Source organism: Flavobacterium arabinosi (assembly GCF_048158725.1).
GTDB classification, from domain to species: Bacteria; Bacteroidota; Bacteroidia; order Flavobacteriales; family Flavobacteriaceae; genus Flavobacterium; species Flavobacterium arabinosi.
Genome location: NZ_JBLNKX010000006.1, coordinates 38033 through 57564, shown reverse-complemented (window position 1 = coordinate 57564; position 19532 = coordinate 38033). Strand labels below are relative to the sequence as shown.

Genomic DNA, 19532 nt, shown 5'->3' with positions numbered 1-19532 from the left:
TTTAAGGTTAAAAGGTGAATTGGACACCCGTAGTAACTATTTTCAAAGGCGGTAGCACTCCTCTTGTTTTAAATTCGGGGTCTGCCCCTCTATAGGAGGTCAGGGTGAGTAGGTTTTGTGCCTGAATGTTGAGTTTACACACTACTCCTTTTAACCAGATAGAAGGGAGCTGATAACTCAAGGCGACATTTTTCAACCGAATGTAAGAAGCATCAGTAATCGTTGCATCACTTTCTTTGTATTTAGTAAAAGCATTGGCAACTGCCGAATTTACTCCAGTACTGTATTGCTGAAAAGGACCTGTATCACCTGGGTTCTGCCAGCGTGCCAGCACATCAGTGGTTTGATTATTCCTGCTTCCCGGCAAGCCAAGAGTCGAGGCTGAATTGTAATTCAGCTGCTTTACAAACTGAAACAGGAAATCGAGTTGTACCCCTTTATAGTGCAATTGGTTTTGCAGGCCGCCATAAAACTCAGGATTCAAATCCCGCAGGTATTGCTTATCGTCTTTAGCAGAAAGTAGCCCGTCTCCATTAAAATCTTCAAATTGATACACTCCTGTTATCGGGTCTAGTCCTGTAAAATGATATACTTTTACGATATTCAAAGGCGACCCAATTACATACTTGTTGGCATAAGTGGAGCTTTCTAAATCAGGAAATCGCAACAATTTGTTGTTCAAAACACTGATGTTGAAATTACTGCTCCATCCAAAATCCTTTCGTTGGAAATTAACGGTTCGCAGCGTCAATTCCATTCCATCATTCTGTACACTGGCATCTAGATTGGCCTGTATGCTGCTAAAGCCTGTTGTCCCGGGCAAAGGAATCCCTACTAACTGGCTTGATGATGTATTGCGAAACCATCCGGCAGTCAGGAAAATGCGGTCATTAAAAAAACCGAGTTCTGTTGCTACTTCAAATTTTTTATTGCTTTCCCATCCAAAATCAGGGTTAAAAAGCCGTGTCGGTTCCAGTCCAACGATTCCCTGATAGGGATTTCCAGAAGAGCTATACGTATCTAAATACTGATAATCCCCAATTTGGTCACTACCTGTTGTGCCATAACTGGCACGCAGTTTACCAAAACTTAAAACCGAAGTGGTTCCGTCGCTTATAAAGGATTTCGAAAAAAGCCAGGCAGCTCCAACAGCACCAAAGTTCGCAAACTTGTTACCCGGTCCAAAACGGCTCGAACCATCTCTTCTGCCGGTAACATTCACAAAATAGCGGTCCTGCCAACTGAAATTAGCGCGACCAAAAAAAGCATGGTATTTGTATTGGGTAGCACCGCTGCTCATTATACTAACAGTAGAGGCCGATGCCAAATCATAAATCAAGCTGTTGCTGGTAAATCCCTCACCTGCCAAAACAAGCTGTTGTCCACTGAGCTCGTTAAAAGTACTTCCCACCAGCACCGCAATGGTACCCTGACCAATGGTAGTATGCCAATTTATTTGTGGCTCCACAATCCATGATTGTCGGGAAGTCGTATTGGTAAAAAGGGACGAAAATTCACTGCCAAGCTCGTAGGCAGGATTATAAATAGTAGAAGGGAAAGTACTGCTCTCGGTATGCTTCAGGTCTGTAAAACCAAAACTGGATTTCAATTCCAGATGATAGGGCAATTGATAGGATAAAGTGGTATTTGCTACAAAATCATAGGTTTTGCTGAGCGATTTACCATTTAAATTGCTCAAAGGGTTTTCCCAAGTACTGTTCTCCCAGTTCAGGTTGCCTTCAGCATCATAAAGCGCTGGAGCATTCGGAGCCAGTTTTGTCGAAATAGTGGTAAGGTCGGTAGCGGGTTGATTATTATCCTGCACCGTATAGCCAGCCGAAAAAGTAATTCCAAACTTTTTATCTTCAGAGGTATGGTTTAAATTGATGCGGACATTCCCTTTTTGATATCCAAAATTACCGGGGAAAACAGTTGTTTCCTTTCCATAATTCCCATTGATGATAAACTGGGTCTGCTCATTGCCCCCCGAAAGGGAAGATTGTAAATTCGTAATAGTGGAGGTACCTCCGGTAAGCACCTTTTGCCAATCGGTATTACGGGTCTGATCCCAAGTACCATTGATCTCATAAGCAGAAGCGGGATATTTCGTATAGCCATCATTAGCGAAAGCTTCTTTGCGCATTTGCACATATTGATCCGTATTCATTAAATCCATAAAACGGGTTACCTTTCCAAAACCATGGGAGTAGTTGGCGGTATAAGTGGTTTTGCCTGCCTTGCCTTTTTTGGTTGTAATCAGTACTACGCCATTGGCTCCGCGCGAACCATATATGGCTGTAGCATCGGCATCTTTGAGTACCTCTATGCTTTCAATATCCCCCGGATTCAGGTTATTCAGCGGACTGGTTAGTGTTGGCATAACCGAAGCTGCTGCACTAAAACCCACAGGATCACTAGGATAAGGAACTCCATTTATAATGTAAAGTGGTCGGTTTGCATCGGGTCTAAGACTGTTCTGTCCCCGTATCTGTATCTCGAAACCACCGCCCGCCACTCCTGTAGTTTGGGTAATACTCACACCAGCCATTCGCCCTTGCATAGCTGCAAGCACATTGGTGACGGGTTGTTTTTCGATGTCCTTAGCTGTGATTTTGGAAATACTACCGGTGCGTTCACTTTCCTTTACGGAATAGTAACCCGCATTGATTTTGACTTCCCGCAGTGCGGTCGCATCTTCCTGCATCCGAATGTTAATGACAAGGCGACCTGCTACAGGAACGGTAACAGTTGCGAAGCCTATATAGGTAAAAACGAGAATGTCGTTGGGCGAGGCGTTTAGCGTATATTTCCCGTTGTAATCAGAGACTGCCGTTTTTGGCCTACCTTTTATGAAAATGGTTACGCCAGACAAAGGGCTTGTACCATCAGTAATAGTCCCGCTTATTTGGCTTTGTTGCGGTAAAGACTGCGTTTGCCTCAGTACGGTTTTTGCTGGAGCTGGGGTGTAGGATAGTGAGAACCCGAAAAGAATCAGGTACCAAAAAGCCGAACCACCCTTGTAAAATGAAAATTTATTCATAATATTGGTATAGTTAAATGAAACATTGGTTTTGTTAGCGATGGTCCTCTATTCTAGTTTTTCCGACGAGTTAGAGGGCCTTTTTTTATTTGTTATGCCATTGCGAGGAGTTGCGAGGTGCGAAGCAAAGCATCTCACTCTCAAGTACTTATTTTTTATACCATAGGCATCATTTTAATTAGATTTATCTATTGTTCGGGTTCTGTCTTCAACATTTAACATTCAATATTTATAATTTAACATTCAACATGTATCAACTTCCTGTGAAACTGTCGCAACCGTAAAGCCAAAGGCATATAAGTGCTATTAGTGCCACTATTAATGCAGCTTTTGCTTGTCTGTAATATTTCATGCTATCAATTTTTGTATTTATAAAACCAGTTGTATGCCCATTGAGATCTGCCGTAATAGTGGTATGAAAAAGGAAGATTGATTTCGAGGATCGGTTCCCAACGCTTTGTTTAATGAAATAATTGTCATAATATTGGTTTAGTTACATGAAATGTGAGTTTTGTTTTGCTATAGATCCTCTATGCAGTTCTTGCGACGGTTAGAGGGCCTTTTTTTATTTCCGGTGTCATTGCGAGGGACGAAGCACCCGAGAGAAGCGAACAGAGCGTTAGCTAATCTCACTCGCATCTAATTTTTATTTTATCATAGGCAAGAGTTTTAGGATTAAAAACAACCTGCACCTTATTATTAACAAAATTAAATTAACTAGGTGTTCAAAGGACCTTTCAGTGCAGGTGTTTATAGTTATGAATAACTTATAATCATAGGTATTTTTTATGTTTTTAATTCCAGTTTTTAAATACCGTTAGGCACAGGTATCCACAGCCGATTAAGAAAATTGCTATTTTCCTGACGGGAATTTTTGCGGTTTACCACCAGTAACGTTAAGCTTACGATGTTTTAGGAATGTAATTGTATTATACTCATAGGCATGATGATTTTAGCGGGTTAAACTGCTGCGAGACTATGAAAATGATAAAGCGGTGCTAAGAATTGAAGTGAGTTTTGCCTAATTAATGGCCATAAAAAATGGCATGGAACTCAGCCTAAACGCTATCGGGGTACTGGCGGTACCTTACCACGAATAAGTGAGCCCACGCCATGGGACGTGAGCATCGTACTTAATCATCTCGTGGTTATTTAAACGCCAGTTTTCGATAACGAGATTCAAAGCGAATGCTTCAAATATTTTTAAATGAAGAAACGCAAAATTACAATTCATTACTGAATTTTAAACAAATATATAAAATATTATCACATACCAATAGATATGTGATAATAAATTTTAAAATCCCTTCATTGCCAACTAATTTATAGTCATGATTGTAGAGATAGTAATATCAGAAATCGATTTTCGAATCAAGGAAAATATTAGATATGCAAGAATAAAAGCAGGTATTGATCAAGTTACACTTGCTCAAAGGATTGGTGTGTCAGAGGGTTATATTGGAGGTATTGAAAATCTAAAGAATCCTGCTAAAGCAAACATCAGGTTGCTTTCAAGAATTGCAGTAGCTCTTGGACTAGATTCTTACAGTGAAATAATGCCTAAAAAAGTCATTAAAAATGATATTGTTAGATTAAGACTTGATTTATTTAATATCAATACGAGAAGTCAAGTTGTAGATGCTAATGGAAATATCCCAGAAAGATTAAAAGAACTTTCTAAAGTTAAACTTTCAGACAAAGAATATCAACTTTTTAAAGATGAAAAGCAAGCGTATTGTACTATAATAGAATAATTATAGTAACCTTAATTGATAACACATAATGTTAAAAAGATGCATGGACATCTTTTTTTTGTTTTATAGCTAAACTGAAAACTTATCAATTCGGGATTATTACTTATCAAAAACGGATTACTTGATTTCAAGCTTTATTGCGGTTTGGTTTTTAGGTCTTTACCTGAGAGGGAAGATTTATGAGTTTAGGAGAGATTATTATAAAAAACGTAGCTGGAAGAGTAAGAGTAAGGAATAGAAAGATACTGAGAGGTGTCTTTTATTTTTTGATAATATGATATGAAATGTAACCTTCATAGAGTGTCCTGACTTTTTGCGTTTTTGCTTTTGATCCGCCAAGAGGATACAGTAAATAAAAAGTCCGTTTGATGATTTGTAATAAAAAAACTATATATTAGCTAAGTAATAAAAAAGCCATTTTATGGTACAAAGCCGATCTAATTTGTGCGGATTACAGCCATTGTATATCTGGTGTAAATAAGTTAGTGGTCATGCCAAGACCTACAAACCAAAAATGCCAAGACAAAATAAATGGGATTATTAGACTGGTTATTTGGAACAGATGAAAAGAAGAAAGAAACACGAAAAAGAGTGTTTATTAGTTTTGCTATTGAGGACGTTGAGTATCGTGATTACTTGGTTGACCAAGCAAGAAAAAAGCACTCACCGTTTGACTTTATTGATATGTCAGTAAAAAGAGAATGGAACCAAAACGAATGGAAAGGCAGATGCAGAACAAAAATAAAAAGATGTGATGGAGTGATTGCTTTATTAAGCAAAAACACTCACAAGGCTGGAGGAGCAAGATGGGAAATGAAATGTGCAAGAGAAGAAGGTGTAAAAATAATTGGAATGCACATTAAGAAGTATGATCAAGGTGCTATTCCAATTGAATTACTAGGTAAAAGAGTGATTCTGTGGAGTTGGGACAATTTAGAAAAATTTATTAAACAATTATAAATATGGCAAACCCTAGAGTATTTATCAGTTTCGATTTTGACCATAATAATGATAGCAAAATACTTTTTGCTGGTCAAGCTAAAAATTCAAAAACTCCTTTCAATATTGAGGACTGGAGTTCTAAAGCACATTTACCAGAAAAGGAATGGGAAGAATTAATTCACGCCAAAATAAATAAATGTAATATGCTGATTATTCTTGTGGGTAAAAGTATGTCATCAGCAACAGGAGTAGTAAAAGAAATTGCATTTGCAAGAGAACACAATGTTCCTGTATTTGGTATTTATGTAGATGGTGCGGATTCAACATCTAGCCTACCAACAGGTCTTCCTCGAGGAAGAGTTGTTTCTTGGGATTGGAGCATAATAGCCTCCGCTATCGATCAGATGATGACAGAAGGAAAGAATAAATAATTATGAAAAAAGCATTAGTAATTGGAATAAACAACTATCCAACCCATCCTCTTAAAGGAGCTATTAATGATGCTAAAATCATTTCACAGCTCCTACAAGTTAATGGAAATGATACAACTAATTTTGAAGTAATAACACTTTATGATGTTGGTACGAAATCGGAATTATTGTCTGAAATTGCTAAATTCTTTGATCATAACGCTGACATGGGGCTATTGTATTTTGCTGGGCATGGTTATGTAAATGAATTAGGTGGTTTTTTAGTAACTCCGGATCACAGGCGTTATGATGAAGGAATTGATATGAATCATATTTTAAATTTAGCCAATAATTCAAAAATTAGAAATAAGGTTATTATTCTTGATTGTTGTAAATCTGGAAGTTTTGCAACACCTGCTGAAAATGGAAGTGTAACACATATAAAAACAGGAATTTCAATACTTACATCGTCAAGAGAAGATGAACCAGCAAAAGAAATAAATGGTCATGGAGTTTTTACAAATCTTTTAATCGAAGGTTTAAAAGGAGGTGCAGCAGATGTTAGAGGACATATTTCTCCAGGGGGAGTATATGCATATATTGATCAGGCTTTAGGTGCACACGAGCAACGACCTGTTTTTAAAACAAATGTTACCGAATTTGTAGAGTTAAGAAGTGTCATTCCTCAAGTTTCACTTAGCACTCTTCGAAAGCTCACTGAATATTTTCATTCTCCTTCAGACAGTTTACAATTAGATCCTTCATTTGAAGACACCAATTCAAATGAAGTTCCGCATGATATAATAGAGCCTTTTGCAAATGAAAAAAATGTATTAATTTTTAAAAACCTTCAAAAATTAGAAGGTGTAGGATTAATAATTCCAGTTGGTGAAGATCATATGTATTATGCTGCAATGCGTTCTAAAACATGTAAACTTACATCGTTAGGACATCATTATTGGAGATTAGTTCGTGAAGGAAGAATTTAAATATAAAAAAACATGGAAGGATACAATGATTTTTTTTTGGGAAAAAACTTTGTAGTTGGAATGCCTAATTACAAAGAATATTATAATGATATTGCAATAAATAAAGAAACGACGAATTATGAATTAGATTACATTTATTATAGTGTAATCCAAAGTAAGAGTAGAAGAGTTCCTATTATCAGCGCAAGTAATATTTATAGAATAAAATTTGAAAAAGTTGACAGATCTGGTAGTTTTAAAAAAGATAATAGGATTAATGATGATGAGCAACTGACTTCGAAGGATTATAAACAATTTAATACAATAAAAGCAGCAACAATTGAAAAAGGTCATATGACCAAAAGAGAAGATGTTCAATGGGATTTGAATGGAATTGAAGATAATGCACAAAAAGCAGCAATAAGTACATTCTATTATCCTAATGCTGCTCCTCAACATGATTCTTTAAATAATGGACCTTGGAAATATTTAGAAAATTCTGTTATTATAAAAGGTAGAGTTCCTGAACCAGCAAAAGTTTCAGTCTTTACTGGTCCTGTATTGGATAATATAGATCCTGAATTCAAAGTGAAGCTCCATGATGGTTCAATATTTAAAATTCCTATTTTATTTTGGAAAGTAATCTATTATTTAAAGGAGGATGGTAATCTTTATAGAGCAGGCTTTTTGATGGGGCAAATTAATCCATTGAGAAAGGATGATTTGATTAATGAGATTGCTTTTCGTGATTTTGAATTAGTTGAGAAAAAATCTTCTCTCAAACCATTCCTTGAATTTAAAGAGGATGAAAATTATCAAGTTCCTGTTTTAATGATTGAAGAACTTACAAAATTAAAGTTTCAAAACGCTATAGATCGTCATGAGAATATCAAACCAACAATTTTAAAGTTAGAAGCGGTTCAGATTAGAAGTTTTGAAGATGCTCTAATTAATCAAGAACCCACCTTTGAAGTTAGTGGCTTATTAGTTTAAATTAACATGAAAAAAAATATAAACGTTTTTATATCTCATCCAACCCCTTACAACAAACATCAGGAAATTTTCCTTTCGCTTATTGAAAGTGAATTAAAAAAACACGGATTAAACCCAACAAATTTGGGGAAGAATAATTGGAGTTTTATAAGTCCTTTAAAACCAATAAAAGAAATAATGGATACTTGTGTTGCTGCAATAGTAATTGGATTAGAAAGACATCACAGTTTTATTGGTTATGAAAAGGAGTTTTCAAAAGGCTCTAAAGAATTAATTCATAAATATAGTTCATCCCCTTGGATTCAAATAGAATCGGGAATGGCTTATCAAGCTGGTTTACCCATATTAATATTAAAAGAAGACAAAGTCTATGGTGAAGGAATATTAGACCCACAGATAAGTGATTCCTTTGTATTTGAATTTGAATTAAAGAAATTACAAAAAAAAATATCTCCAGAACTAGAAGAAATTATTCGTAGTTGGGTAAAACATTTTAAAGGATTGAAATAATGGCAATATATACAAGTAGTTACCTGAAAAATCTTTCGCAAAGGAAAACGGTGCTTTTCAGTAGTCAAATTCTAAATGAAAGTAAAAAGACTCATACAAGTTTTGATATATTTCTTTCTCATAGTTTTCTTGATAACGACGAAGTTGAAGGTTTATATATTTGAATTAAGTAACCAAGGTTATTCTGTCTATGTTGACTGGATTATTGATCCTGAGTTAGACAGAAATAATATAACAAAGAAATCTGCAACCTTAATTAGAAGCAGGCTAATACCTATGTCAAAAAGTGATTATACTCCAAATTCATATGTTGAAGTTGAATATCTCTCACTTTATCCTTTTATTAAAAAAATTAAAACAAGAGGTTTAGGCGAAAAACTATTTGTAATTGAAGAAACTTAAAATATATAATTTTTGATGTTTGGTTAAAACTTGGCAACCAACCAAAAGCACAAGAAGCAAATATTTTTTAATAAAAATCAGGAATCAAGGTCAAACAATGAATCCCTTGTTAAACGGAACTGGAGGCAGTTTTAAAAAAGAAATAATTTGTAGTTTAAATCACATATATTTACTTTCTGACTAACAAAATAAAGCTCGTTTTTGATGTTAGGCACAAATTTAAAACAACACGATGAGCAATTTACTTTATTATCCTTATATAGATGTTCCTAGAACCGATTGGACACTTAGAACATTGCTGTACTATGACAACATAGGCTCAATAGTACCTCAGGAGTATTTTTACAACCCAGAAAGAAATTATGACGAATTTATGCTAGAACTAGTGCGCAGCGAATTAGTGACCCCAATAAATCCAATTGAAATATTAGATAATCCATGGGATGTTACAAGACCTTTTGTTGAGCTTATTGAAAATAATTCTGAAGAACTTATAAAGGCTCAAAACAGATTCAGAGAAGGATATCACGGAGGTATACATGGTGACAAATTTTCAAAAGAGAATATTCATGCAGACAAATTTGACGAAAATATATTTTATAATTTAGAGCAATTAGGCTTGGCTGAAAAAGCTGAGGGACGTTGGTACTCTGTTGAAAAAAAAACAGCGAATAACCTAATGAGCTTTTTAGCTACAATCATCAGCGCCAAAACTAATAGACTCCCTGTTACTGACTATGTTCGTTCTTTTTCGTATAAAAATTCCTTTTATCAAGAACAACAAAAAAGAGAAACAATCTTAGCAAAATTAATTCCTTTTCCGGAAGAAATAGATTTACGAGGACTTTTAAGATTCAAAGAACAACATTCGGTGCTTTTAAATTCTTTTAGAACGAGAGTTGAATTAATTGTTCTTGATCCAAATATCACGGAAGGTAGCGCACTTTTTCATAAGCATTTAGCTGAATTGCTTGAAAGGAAAGAAGAGCTATCAGTGAGAATGAACGAAAGTGGGTTTAAGGGTGTAATATTCGGAACTGTCTGCGGTTTAATTGGCGGTTATCAAGGACTTGCAGCAGCATCGACAACAGGAGCATTTATTGGTGCGTTACCTGGTTTTGCCAACGCTGTTTATTCAGCGCTCCAAATAGAAAGAGCAGAAAATATATTTGACCAAAGCGGCCTTAAATATTTAGCACTTGCTGATAAAAGAATAAGACGTTAAATAAAAACCAGTTGCTAACAGCTGAGGTTTCATTGCCTGCGCAGCAAGAACAATGAAATCTGTGTTGAACGGAAAAGGAGGTAGTGTTAAAAAATAATAAATGTAGTTAAATAGCATATATTTACTTTTTAATTAATAAAAATAAAGTTCATTTGAAGGTTATTAGACATACTGACGTTATGCCTAATGTTACGTAAAAACCGGAAAATTCAAAATTCTACTATATTTAAAACATGAAAAATTCATTCGAAAATATTGAGAAATTTATTAAACCATTTCGAGAAATGCAAGAAAGGTTAAAACCTGTCATAGAAATGCAGAAAAGAATGGAGCATGTAAACAAAATACAGAAGACGTTTGAAAATATGAATACAATTTATGCTTCTGTTCCAAAATTTAATAATGTTTTTTTAGAGCAATTAAAATCTTTTCAAGAGATTGGAAATCGCTTAAAAGAATATGAAGCAAAAACACCAAACTATTTATTACTAATAGCCCAAAACGGCTGGTATATGGAATTAGATTGTGAAATGAAATTCCCTTCCGAAATTGCTAAAGATTTTACCGAAGATAGATTTGATTTTGCAAATGAAAAACTGACAAATTATTATACTGAAAATCTTGATAGAATTTTCACGGAAATTTCATCAAGACATGCTAACAGAAAAGAAATTTTTGAACAAATTTTATCAGCTTTTCAAAGAAGTGAATATTATACAATTATACCTTGCATATTATCACAGGTTGATGGTGTTTGTTTTGACTTTACTAAAAAGAAATTTTTCATAAAAGAAAAAGACAATAAATATTTACCTCAAATATCATCTGAATTAGAAAAATCTGTTGGAAGCTTTTTGAACATTTATTTATCACCATTACAAAATCAAACGCCCATAATGGTTCAAGAAAAACAAATATCAGAATTCCCTTGTAAATTGAATCGCCATGAAATATTACATGGAATAAATGTTGATTATGGAACTAAAGAAAATAGTTTAAAAGTAATTTCTCTTCTAAAGTATATTTCAGACTTGTTAATGGAGATTGACAATAAACACTAGGCATAACATTTGCTACAATTGATTTGGGCAATTGGCTTTATGGGAAATGGTTTTGTATTTGGGATGTTTAGGCAAATCCGAAAATAAGGCTTTATTAAACTCCAAAACCACTTGTAGCAAGGGAATGTTAATGGTAAGCTAAAAAAAACGATAATGAAAGAACCATTCGTTAAGGGAAAATATTCCAAAAGACATCATTATATTCCTGTATTTTTTCTCAAAGGTTTTGCGGATGATGAGGGACTAATTTATATTTATGATAAAGTTAAAGATTCTATTTTATTGAAACAAAAACCAGAAAGTAAATTCTATGAAAAAGACTTAAATAATTATAAGACAAGAGACGGAATTTTATTAACAATTGAAGAGCCTTATTATACACCATTAGATACAAGATTATCACCAATTTTTTCAAAAATACAATCAGGAGATATAAATCAAACTTTAACTGCTCTTGAAAAATTTGAAGTTTTATATTTCATAAATCACTTATTTTGGAGGTCTCCACAATCAAATAAACTTTTTATTGAACTTGTAAACAAAGAAGGTCTATCAAACAAATATTTTGGATTTAAAAACGAAAACGGTGAGAAAGTCGATGATAATCAAATTCCTGAAATAAAGACGCAAGTATTGCAAGATGTTGAAATCCAAAAAATGTTTAAACAGATGATAGCTTTATCAGATGGAAGTTTTGAAGAAAGTAAACGTTTATTTGATAAGTGGTATGTTATTACTTTGACTAATGAAGAATCAAGTTTTTTAGTTGGGGATTATCCATTTTTAATAAATAATTCTAACATATCAATGAATAATGTATTTGACGAAATGATTTTCCCATTATCAAAAAATAAACTATTGATATTATCTGATAAATCACCTAACTTTCTTGATGGAATACTTTTTACAAACATTAACTCATGTGTTATTGCCCAATCGAAAAGATTTGTAGCTTCGAGTAACGAAAAGCAATTAAAAAATGCAATTGAACACTATAAAGCTTCAATAGAATCGAATACAGAACAGAAAATTATTGAAGATACATTTAAGTTTATGTATCATCTATCAGAATATAAAGATCATGATGAATATATAAAGGCAGTTTTTTAAACTGTGCCCATAACAGTGCGCAAATTAGGATTGATTTTTTTAGACTTCAATCTGCACCGGATTTTTAATCTGATTGACCCAAATCTACTAAAACAATATCTACGAAGTATGGCTTTATATTTTTGTGCTCTAAGAACATTTTTTAACGCTTTTTACAACTCTGTTTTTTGAAAAGCTAAATCAAACTTCTTTTTCAAAGAGAAAAATAATTGTAGTTTAAATCATATATATTTACATTAAAAATTAATAAAAAAACGCAGTTTGAAGGTCATTAGACATACTGACGTCAACGATGATTATAATAAACGTATCTAAATCCAAACTATGAAAGAAGAACATAAAACATTGATTGAGAAAATAATAACCGAACTCAAAAATGTTGAAGGATTTATGCACATTAATCGATTTGTACTTTTTTTCGATCAGGATCATAAGTTAAGAATTGCTATTACAAAAATAATGGGAGATTTAAAGTTGATTGAGAGTGTTAGTTCAAATTATAGGTTAACAAAAGATGGTTGGGAGTTTACTTCGTTTGGCGATTTAGAGCAAAAAGAGACTCAACAGAAAGAACTTGGAAAATTAGAGCTTGAACTTGCCAAGTCAAATATTGAAGCAAATCAACTAAACAAAGAAGTTGCCGTAAGAAATCAAAAAAACGAAAAATCTAACAATATAGCTACTTGGATAAATGTCGGCATTGGAGTGCTAAATATTGGATTGTTAGCTTGGCAATTATTGCATAGTAAATAGAAAAAAATAACAGCTAACATTTGCTACAACGGATTTGGGTCATAGGCTTAATGGAAAGTTGGTTTTGCGCTTGGAAAGATGGGCAAATTCAAAGAATGGGCTTAAATTAGTGTCAAATTCCCTGTAATAACGGAACGTTAGTTAGAATTATTACAAACAGACGTATAAAATGAACATAAGCAATATAGAATTTACTAAGGAAGATGTTCTCTATTCAAAAATCGGATCGGCACTTATTTCTGCTCAAAGAGTTGAGTCTATTGCCGGAAAATTACTAGAATTGTTTATTCAACTCCTGAAAAAAATAAATTTTTCTCAATTCCTGTTTCTATTATTCGCAATCGGGCAAAATTGCCACCACCTTTACCCGACCGCGCTGATATACCACAATCGCTAGCGCAGTTTTTTAAACTGTGCCCACAACAGTGAGCAAATAATGATTGATTTTATCCGCTTACAATCTGCGTCGGTTTTTTAATTTGATTGACCCAAATCTATGAAAAAGGAGTTGTATAGTAAGTTTAGGATTAAGGATTATATTTGTAGAGCTATAATAGAATTTATTTAATAATCTGTATAGTTATTTCAGGACGGGGCATGGATTTTACATCCTATTTTTTGTAATTTTATTTAAGTTTATGTAAATAGCATAGTGTGTAATTCGCGAATTACACACTATACTATTTGTTGCTAGCTCAATAAAATTTTAAGTTTGAGGTGTTGTCAAATCTATAATCACAATGCAGTGGTATGAAATCCTAATAGTAATACCAGTTATAATAGTCAGTACATACATACTTGGTAAAATTTGCGAACAGATAAAGAACTGGTTTAAAAACAATATTTGGAAAAGTAGGAAAAAATGAAATAGGCACCGAGATGTTAGGTGTTTTTTGTTCGAGTTAGCTATTTAGGAGTCATCGCTCTTTGAAGTCTCTAAGTTCGCACTATAGCGTCTTCCATACTAGAAATACACATATGGTAGCAGAAAATTCCTGAGATATATTGCATTCCTAAAAATGCGAAAATTCCTGTTTTGGCACAACTTTTTTGTTATATTTGATACAACTAAAACGGATGTTTTTCACAAACTGACTTTAGCTGTAATTCTAAATCCAATTTTTCACCAAATTGAAATACAATCTAAAAAACACAACATATGTTGAATTTTTCAATAAACTAAATACATTTTTGGAAGTTATTGAAAATGAAAACAAAAGCCTTATTGAAATAAAAAAAGAAATAGATTTATTTTTAGATGAATACATCTATCCTAGTTCTGTTGTTTTTTTAGATATTTTTGATAAAAATAATTATTCAATTTTCAACAGATTTAAATCAAATCCAAAGACGGAACACTTAGAATATGAACGAATTAACCTTTATAATAAACTCACAATATTAATTGATTATCTATCGGTGATTGAGTATTTCGACAATCCCAAAGAATATCTAATTCTAAATAGCATAACTGAAAAATCAGACTTTTTATTAAATAAACTCAACAAATTGTTTAATGATAATTTTTACTTAATTAGTCTTGTTTTTGAATTAAATGATATTGAGTTTAGAGACGGAGAACCTAGAGAAATAGCTGAAAATTTATTCAAAAGAGGATATCTTATATTACAAGAAGAATATGGTAAATCTGATAATTCAAAAATATCTATAAAGGGCGCTAACTATATTGAAAGAAAAAACAAATCAAAACTCAAAGAAAATAACACAAAGAAAAAGAATACAGACTTAGATAGAAAATTAGATCAAATAACAGAGTATTTAATTAAATTAGGTTATGGACAGGAAATAATTTTTGAAGAAATTGAAGAATTGAGAGAGTTGCAATCAAAAATTTCGAAAAAATCTTGGAAACAACTTTTGAAAGGAAAATTATTTGATTTGGTAGTTGACGAAATTTTAAGTAAAGAAACTGTAAATCAAGTATTTGAATTCATAACAAATTCTTCAATAAAACTAATAAAATAAGCCCCTGCTGGCGCGAGCGTCTCGCTTGTGCCTACAATCAAAATCAATTAATAGCTATTTCTAAAACAGTTTGATCATTATTCCAGATGGCGCGGAATTACATTCCCCACTGGAGCTCGTTTGTCCACGTTCTCTGGTGCTTGATTGCATCGAGTGCCTACTTAAATAGTAGCGTTTGCAATGCGGTTAACGACAAGAAATTTTATTTTATACTTGGGCAGCTAATGGTGTTCTGCTCTTGCCCATAACTAAGCGAAACCGCCCACAGCTAATCGAAAGCTACCCGACCGCGCTGATATGCCACAATCGTTAGCGTATTTTTTAAACTGTGCCTACAACAGTGAGCAAATAATGATTGATTTTTTCAGCCTACAATCTGCGCTAGATTTTTAATATGATTTCTATAAAACTTAAATTTCAGAAAAAAAACCAACCTCGGTTAAGTTTTTTTAAGCGAGGTTGGTTTTTGGGATTTGTGATTGAATTTTGTTCTGTTTGATTTTAATTTCATCAGCCATCAGTTTTCTAAATACCCAATTTTCACCTGTTCCAGCAGCTTTACATTCTCTTCGATTGTATTTTGAAAAAACTCTGCCATAATTTTGGCTATATCACTGGAATGAATATCAACCGTATTTTTCTTTAATAATTTTCTTATTCTGAGAAAAAGGTCTTCATTTAATCGGGCAATTTTCCCCATGTCTCTTCCTAAGACTCTTGCAGCAATCCAATTTAGGTTGATATCTTTATCTCCAAAAAGGTCGTTATGGTTTTCATATATCTCATCGGCATACATGTCAAAAAAATGCTTCAGGATTTTACTGATGTCTTTGATGTCGTCGCGTCTTATTTCAGGACGTTCTTGAAAGGCAAGCAATTTGAGCAGTACAATTCCTGGTAAAGTGCAAAATTTAAAGCGGTGTTTTTCTTCTAGTTCAGCTTCCGGAAGCCCGGAATCATAAATCTCTTTGAAACCAGGCATATTGAGACTGGTAAGTCCAGTGCCTTCAATTGTTACATTAGATGGTTTAGCTTCGATTTCTCCAAAAGGCATTAAATCGATTTGTATGATGTTTTTCCATTTAAGAACAAAACCATTGCCTTTGTAAGGGATGAATCCTTCAATATTGATGAGATATTCTCTGAGGTCCGCATAGGTGTTTTTGTCATTTATAAAAACGGCAAAATCGATATCTCCGGTTACTCTGCTGGGAGGAATGTCATTTATGGCCGTCATCCAAACGTCACGTGCCACGGCGCCTACCAAATAGAAGTCTATATTATATTTATTCAGACCGTTTTCTAATGCGGTAAGCATTTCAGAAATATGAGGCTGCTGTTGTAATTGTTTAAAACTGATCTTGTAAATACTCATCGTAAATTTTTTGTGCGGTTTCTGTACATCTGCGGTCTCCTTTATTCATTAAATCGGCATAGGCTAGGAGCGGATGTACGGTGTTTGTGTTTTCTTGTTCGTCTGTCCAAAACTGTTTAAATACTGTAATATTGCCTTCTAAGTCCGGAACGAGGCGGTAATTTTTCATTAAATCGCTTCTTTCTTCGTTGGTGTATAGGGTAAGTTCCTCCGGACGCAAATAATTGGTGAGCAGATCACCTGCCGGTTCGCCACCCCAGATTGTTTTCCCTTTTTTAAGGGGAATATCTTTCCAGTTATAAAAATCTTCTTTATTGAGAAAACGAAATGTTCCTATCACTAACGTTGGCTTTAGGCGCTTTTCATATTCTAGTACCCATCTATCTAACAATTTTTTCTTGTGCTCCATCTGGAGTTCATTCTTGGTTAGCTGTATTAAAAAACCTTCCTCTTTTAAGCCATTGAATATGGTGTTTAAAGTGCCAATTCCGGTATCCGTTAATTCAGCAATTTCACGGTAGGTATTGTTGATACAATCCTTAATTAAAAATTGATAAATCACTTTTAAACCTGTTTTAGTAAAAGCTCTATTGGTTGTTTTATTTTTTAATTCAATAGGAGTATTGCCATCAATGTAGAGATAGATGTCATCTTTATTCAGGAATATATTACCATTAGCTTCTAGATAGGCAATATTTCTTTTGCGCAACTCTTCCTTTATCTTCGGAAATATACGTTGCGCGACAATAATAAAAGGATTTTTTGTAATAGCCAATTCTTCTATTTTAGCAAGATGTATGTTTCTAAGTTCTTTTTTAATTTCGGCATATAGTCCTATATTATGTTTATTCAAGTGCAGGAGTAGTTTTCCGTCAATAGCATTGTCATTGTTGAGCTCTTTCCACTCCGCATTAATAGTACCAGCCTTTTGGATGTTATTTATAGCGTACTGTATGATTTCTTTTTCATTCATCTGTTCGTTTATTTATATTGTTCACGTAAACGTGAACAACGATAATTAATGAACAAATATACGATTATTATCTTTACAAACAATAGCTAATGTACTAGGCTACAGTAACGAGATTACTATTCCAAAAAAAAAAATATTTGGATTAAAATATTTTTGAATTCGATAAAACGACAAGGGAATCAATAAAATGCAACTGTAAAATCGGTTATAGAATATCAGCACCTTTCTGATTTCCACGAATCTGACAATTGTTTCATTATTAAGGTTTTAGGTTGTTTTATCCATGGAGTTTTATCAAAATTTTGTAAATCAACAATCAGGAATCTACTTTTATTAGTTCTTCAATAAAATAGGAGGTAGGCATTCCCGTTTTGGAATAAAAAGCAGTAGCAAACCGTTGGGTACTGCTGAAACCAGCTTCTTCAGCTAATGCTTTATTAGTATAGTTTCTCAACATTTTATCCGTTTTCAATAATGAAATAATATAATCAATTTTTAGATCATTGATGTACTTTGTAAATTTTTTCCCTCTGTAATGATAAATTATTTTTGAAAGATATTTTGCATTTGAATCGAAAGCTACTGTAAGCTTGGCTGCTGTCAAATCTTTTTCGAGAAATTTTTTACCCTTTTCAAACTTTTCCAGTTGTTTCAACAGAGATGCAACAGTATCTTTATTAATCTCTTCTATTCCAGTAGATATATTTCTGGCTTCAACTTTAGTGGTAGCCTCACTTTTCTTCATTAGTTCCTCAAACTTTTGTTTGTATATATTCTTGTTCCTGATATGTCTGTAGGCAATAAATAGTAGAGATAAAAATAAAAAAGTTATTACGCCCGTAAAAATGAAGTCGTTGTACTTTCTCCTGTCTAATAAGTTTTCAATTTTTTTCTTCTGTTTCACCAATTCTTTAGTGTCATACTCTTTGTGAATTCTACTTGATAGATATTTAAAATTAGTATGTAAGATACTGTCCGCTTTAAGTAATCTCTCAATGTAATGAAGCTCGCTTTTCGGGTTATTTTTCGATTTATAATAGTTGATCAATAATTCGTAATTCTCGCGAAGATCGGGACGAATGTAACCTTTAGCTACAAAAATCTGATCTACTTTTATGAAATAGGGCAGTGCCATTTGGGGTTTCTTAAGATCCCAATAGCTTTTTCCGATATAGAAATATCCAACAGCTTCATTTGCAAAATCTTTGTTCTTCAATAGAGCAGGTAGTGAATAGGTTATTTTTTTAATAGCTGAAACATAATTATTTTTAGAATATTGATTAATCCCTTCCGAGTGAATAAAGTAGTGCTTCATTTCATCATTAGCCAATCTTTTTCCTTCTAGAATACCTTTCGCATTTGTCTCCGTGCAAAAACCGTAATCGCCAATTCTGTTATGGCAAAGCCCCAGCGAATGAAGTGAATTTAAATACGCTCTGGTATTTTCTTCTTTGAAATAAGCGATGCATTCTATGAATAATGATACTGCGTCATCATAAAATCCAAGATAGTATTTTATATGGGCAATACTATATTTCACTTTATAGGTTAAATACTTGTCATTAGTTTTAGAAATAAAATTATTTGCTACAAGATAGTTATCTAATGCGTAATTATGTTTTTTCTGAGCATAGAACATAATGCCCTTTGTAAGATATGCGGAACCGATTAAAGCATTATCCATCGATTTTTTTGCAGTATAAATCATACTGTCTGCATAGACCAGTTTTAAATTTTCGGGCGAATGATGAACATAATTTTTATATCCGTTTATGATCTTCTCTGGATTTTTTTCTGATTTAGCTTTATGTAAAAAAGATTGAAGATACAGTGATTGTGTTACACTGTCCTCTTCTAATGCTTTTATGTGTTCAAACAGATAATTATAATCCTTACTTAGAAGTGTATCAGGGATTTTAAATCCATTTTGCTGTGCACAAACTGGGTTCCCCAAGTAAAGAGATAGTATAAATAGATATTTTTTAATCATAGGTTAAAATAAGAAATGGGAACTATTTGCTCTACAAAAT

General features: G+C 33.3%; 16 protein-coding genes. 12 read left to right on the top strand and 4 right to left on the bottom strand.

Annotated elements, in window-relative coordinates; all coding sequences use genetic code 11:
- Positions 1-7 precede the first annotated feature (7 nt).
- Positions 8-3040, bottom strand: a complete 3033-nt coding sequence (locus ACM55K_RS12900; RefSeq protein ID WP_416850681.1) for a SusC/RagA family TonB-linked outer membrane protein — start codon at positions 3038-3040, stop codon at positions 8-10.
- Positions 3041-4371: 1331 nt separating this feature from the next.
- Here ACM55K_RS12900 and ACM55K_RS12895 point away from each other — a divergent pair.
- The 12 genes from ACM55K_RS12895 to ACM55K_RS12840 all read left to right on the top strand — a co-directional run bounded on the left by ACM55K_RS12895 (position 4372) and on the right by ACM55K_RS12840 (position 15154).
- On the top strand, positions 4372-4794 hold the full coding sequence (locus ACM55K_RS12895; RefSeq protein WP_416850679.1) for a helix-turn-helix domain-containing protein: 423 nt from the start codon (positions 4372-4374) through the stop codon (positions 4792-4794).
- Between the two features lie 531 nt (positions 4795-5325).
- On the top strand, positions 5326-5754 hold the full coding sequence (locus ACM55K_RS12890; RefSeq protein WP_416850678.1) for a TIR domain-containing protein: 429 nt from the start codon (positions 5326-5328) through the stop codon (positions 5752-5754).
- A gap of 2 nt (positions 5755-5756) precedes the next feature.
- Positions 5757-6167 carry a TIR domain-containing protein gene (locus ACM55K_RS12885; protein WP_416850677.1) on the top strand — a complete coding sequence of 137 codons (411 nt, stop codon included), beginning with the start codon at positions 5757-5759 and terminating at the stop codon, positions 6165-6167.
- Between the two features lie 2 nt (positions 6168-6169).
- Positions 6170-7135: a caspase family protein gene (locus ACM55K_RS12880; RefSeq protein ID WP_416850675.1), complete on the top strand. Its 966-nt coding sequence runs from the start codon at positions 6170-6172 to the stop codon at positions 7133-7135.
- A gap of 12 nt (positions 7136-7147) precedes the next feature.
- Positions 7148-8107, top strand: a complete 960-nt coding sequence (locus ACM55K_RS12875; RefSeq protein ID WP_416850674.1) for a DNA/RNA non-specific endonuclease — start codon at positions 7148-7150, stop codon at positions 8105-8107.
- A 6-nt stretch (positions 8108-8113) separates the two neighbouring features.
- Positions 8114-8617 (top strand): hypothetical protein, encoded by a 504-nt coding sequence (locus ACM55K_RS12870; RefSeq protein WP_416850672.1) that lies wholly within the window; start codon positions 8114-8116, stop codon positions 8615-8617.
- Between the two features lie 144 nt (positions 8618-8761).
- Positions 8762-9019: a hypothetical protein gene (locus tag ACM55K_RS12865; protein WP_416850670.1), complete on the top strand. Its 258-nt coding sequence runs from the start codon at positions 8762-8764 to the stop codon at positions 9017-9019.
- A 232-nt stretch (positions 9020-9251) separates the two neighbouring features.
- A complete protein-coding gene (locus ACM55K_RS12860; RefSeq protein ID WP_416850669.1) occupies positions 9252-10244 on the top strand; it encodes a kinase in 993 nt (330 codons plus the stop codon).
- A gap of 233 nt (positions 10245-10477) precedes the next feature.
- Positions 10478-11305, top strand: coding sequence for a hypothetical protein (locus ACM55K_RS12855; RefSeq protein WP_416850667.1), 828 nt, complete (start codon positions 10478-10480; stop codon positions 11303-11305).
- Positions 11306-11458: 153 nt separating this feature from the next.
- Complete coding sequence (locus tag ACM55K_RS12850; protein ID WP_416850666.1) at positions 11459-12415, top strand: DUF4238 domain-containing protein; 957 nt, start codon at positions 11459-11461, stop codon at positions 12413-12415.
- Between the two features lie 324 nt (positions 12416-12739).
- Complete coding sequence (locus ACM55K_RS12845; protein ID WP_416850665.1) at positions 12740-13168, top strand: hypothetical protein; 429 nt, start codon at positions 12740-12742, stop codon at positions 13166-13168.
- Positions 13169-14299: 1131 nt separating this feature from the next.
- Complete coding sequence (locus ACM55K_RS12840; RefSeq protein WP_416850664.1) at positions 14300-15154, top strand: hypothetical protein; 855 nt, start codon at positions 14300-14302, stop codon at positions 15152-15154.
- Between the two features lie 517 nt (positions 15155-15671).
- Here ACM55K_RS12840 and ACM55K_RS12835 read toward each other — a convergent pair.
- From ACM55K_RS12835 to ACM55K_RS12825, 3 genes are all read right to left on the bottom strand, one after another.
- Entirely contained in the window at positions 15672-16529 is an 858-nt protein-coding gene (locus tag ACM55K_RS12835) for a hypothetical protein (RefSeq protein ID WP_416850663.1), read from the bottom strand.
- Positions 16504-17502: a type IV toxin-antitoxin system AbiEi family antitoxin gene (locus ACM55K_RS12830; protein WP_416850662.1), complete on the bottom strand. Its 999-nt coding sequence runs from the start codon at positions 17500-17502 to the stop codon at positions 16504-16506. The genes ACM55K_RS12835 and ACM55K_RS12830 overlap by 26 nt, the downstream gene beginning before the upstream one ends.
- 316 nt (positions 17503-17818) lie before the next feature.
- Positions 17819-19492 (bottom strand): AraC family transcriptional regulator, encoded by a 1674-nt coding sequence (locus tag ACM55K_RS12825; protein ID WP_416850661.1) that lies wholly within the window; start codon positions 19490-19492, stop codon positions 17819-17821.
- Between the last annotated feature and the right edge of the window lie 40 nt (positions 19493-19532).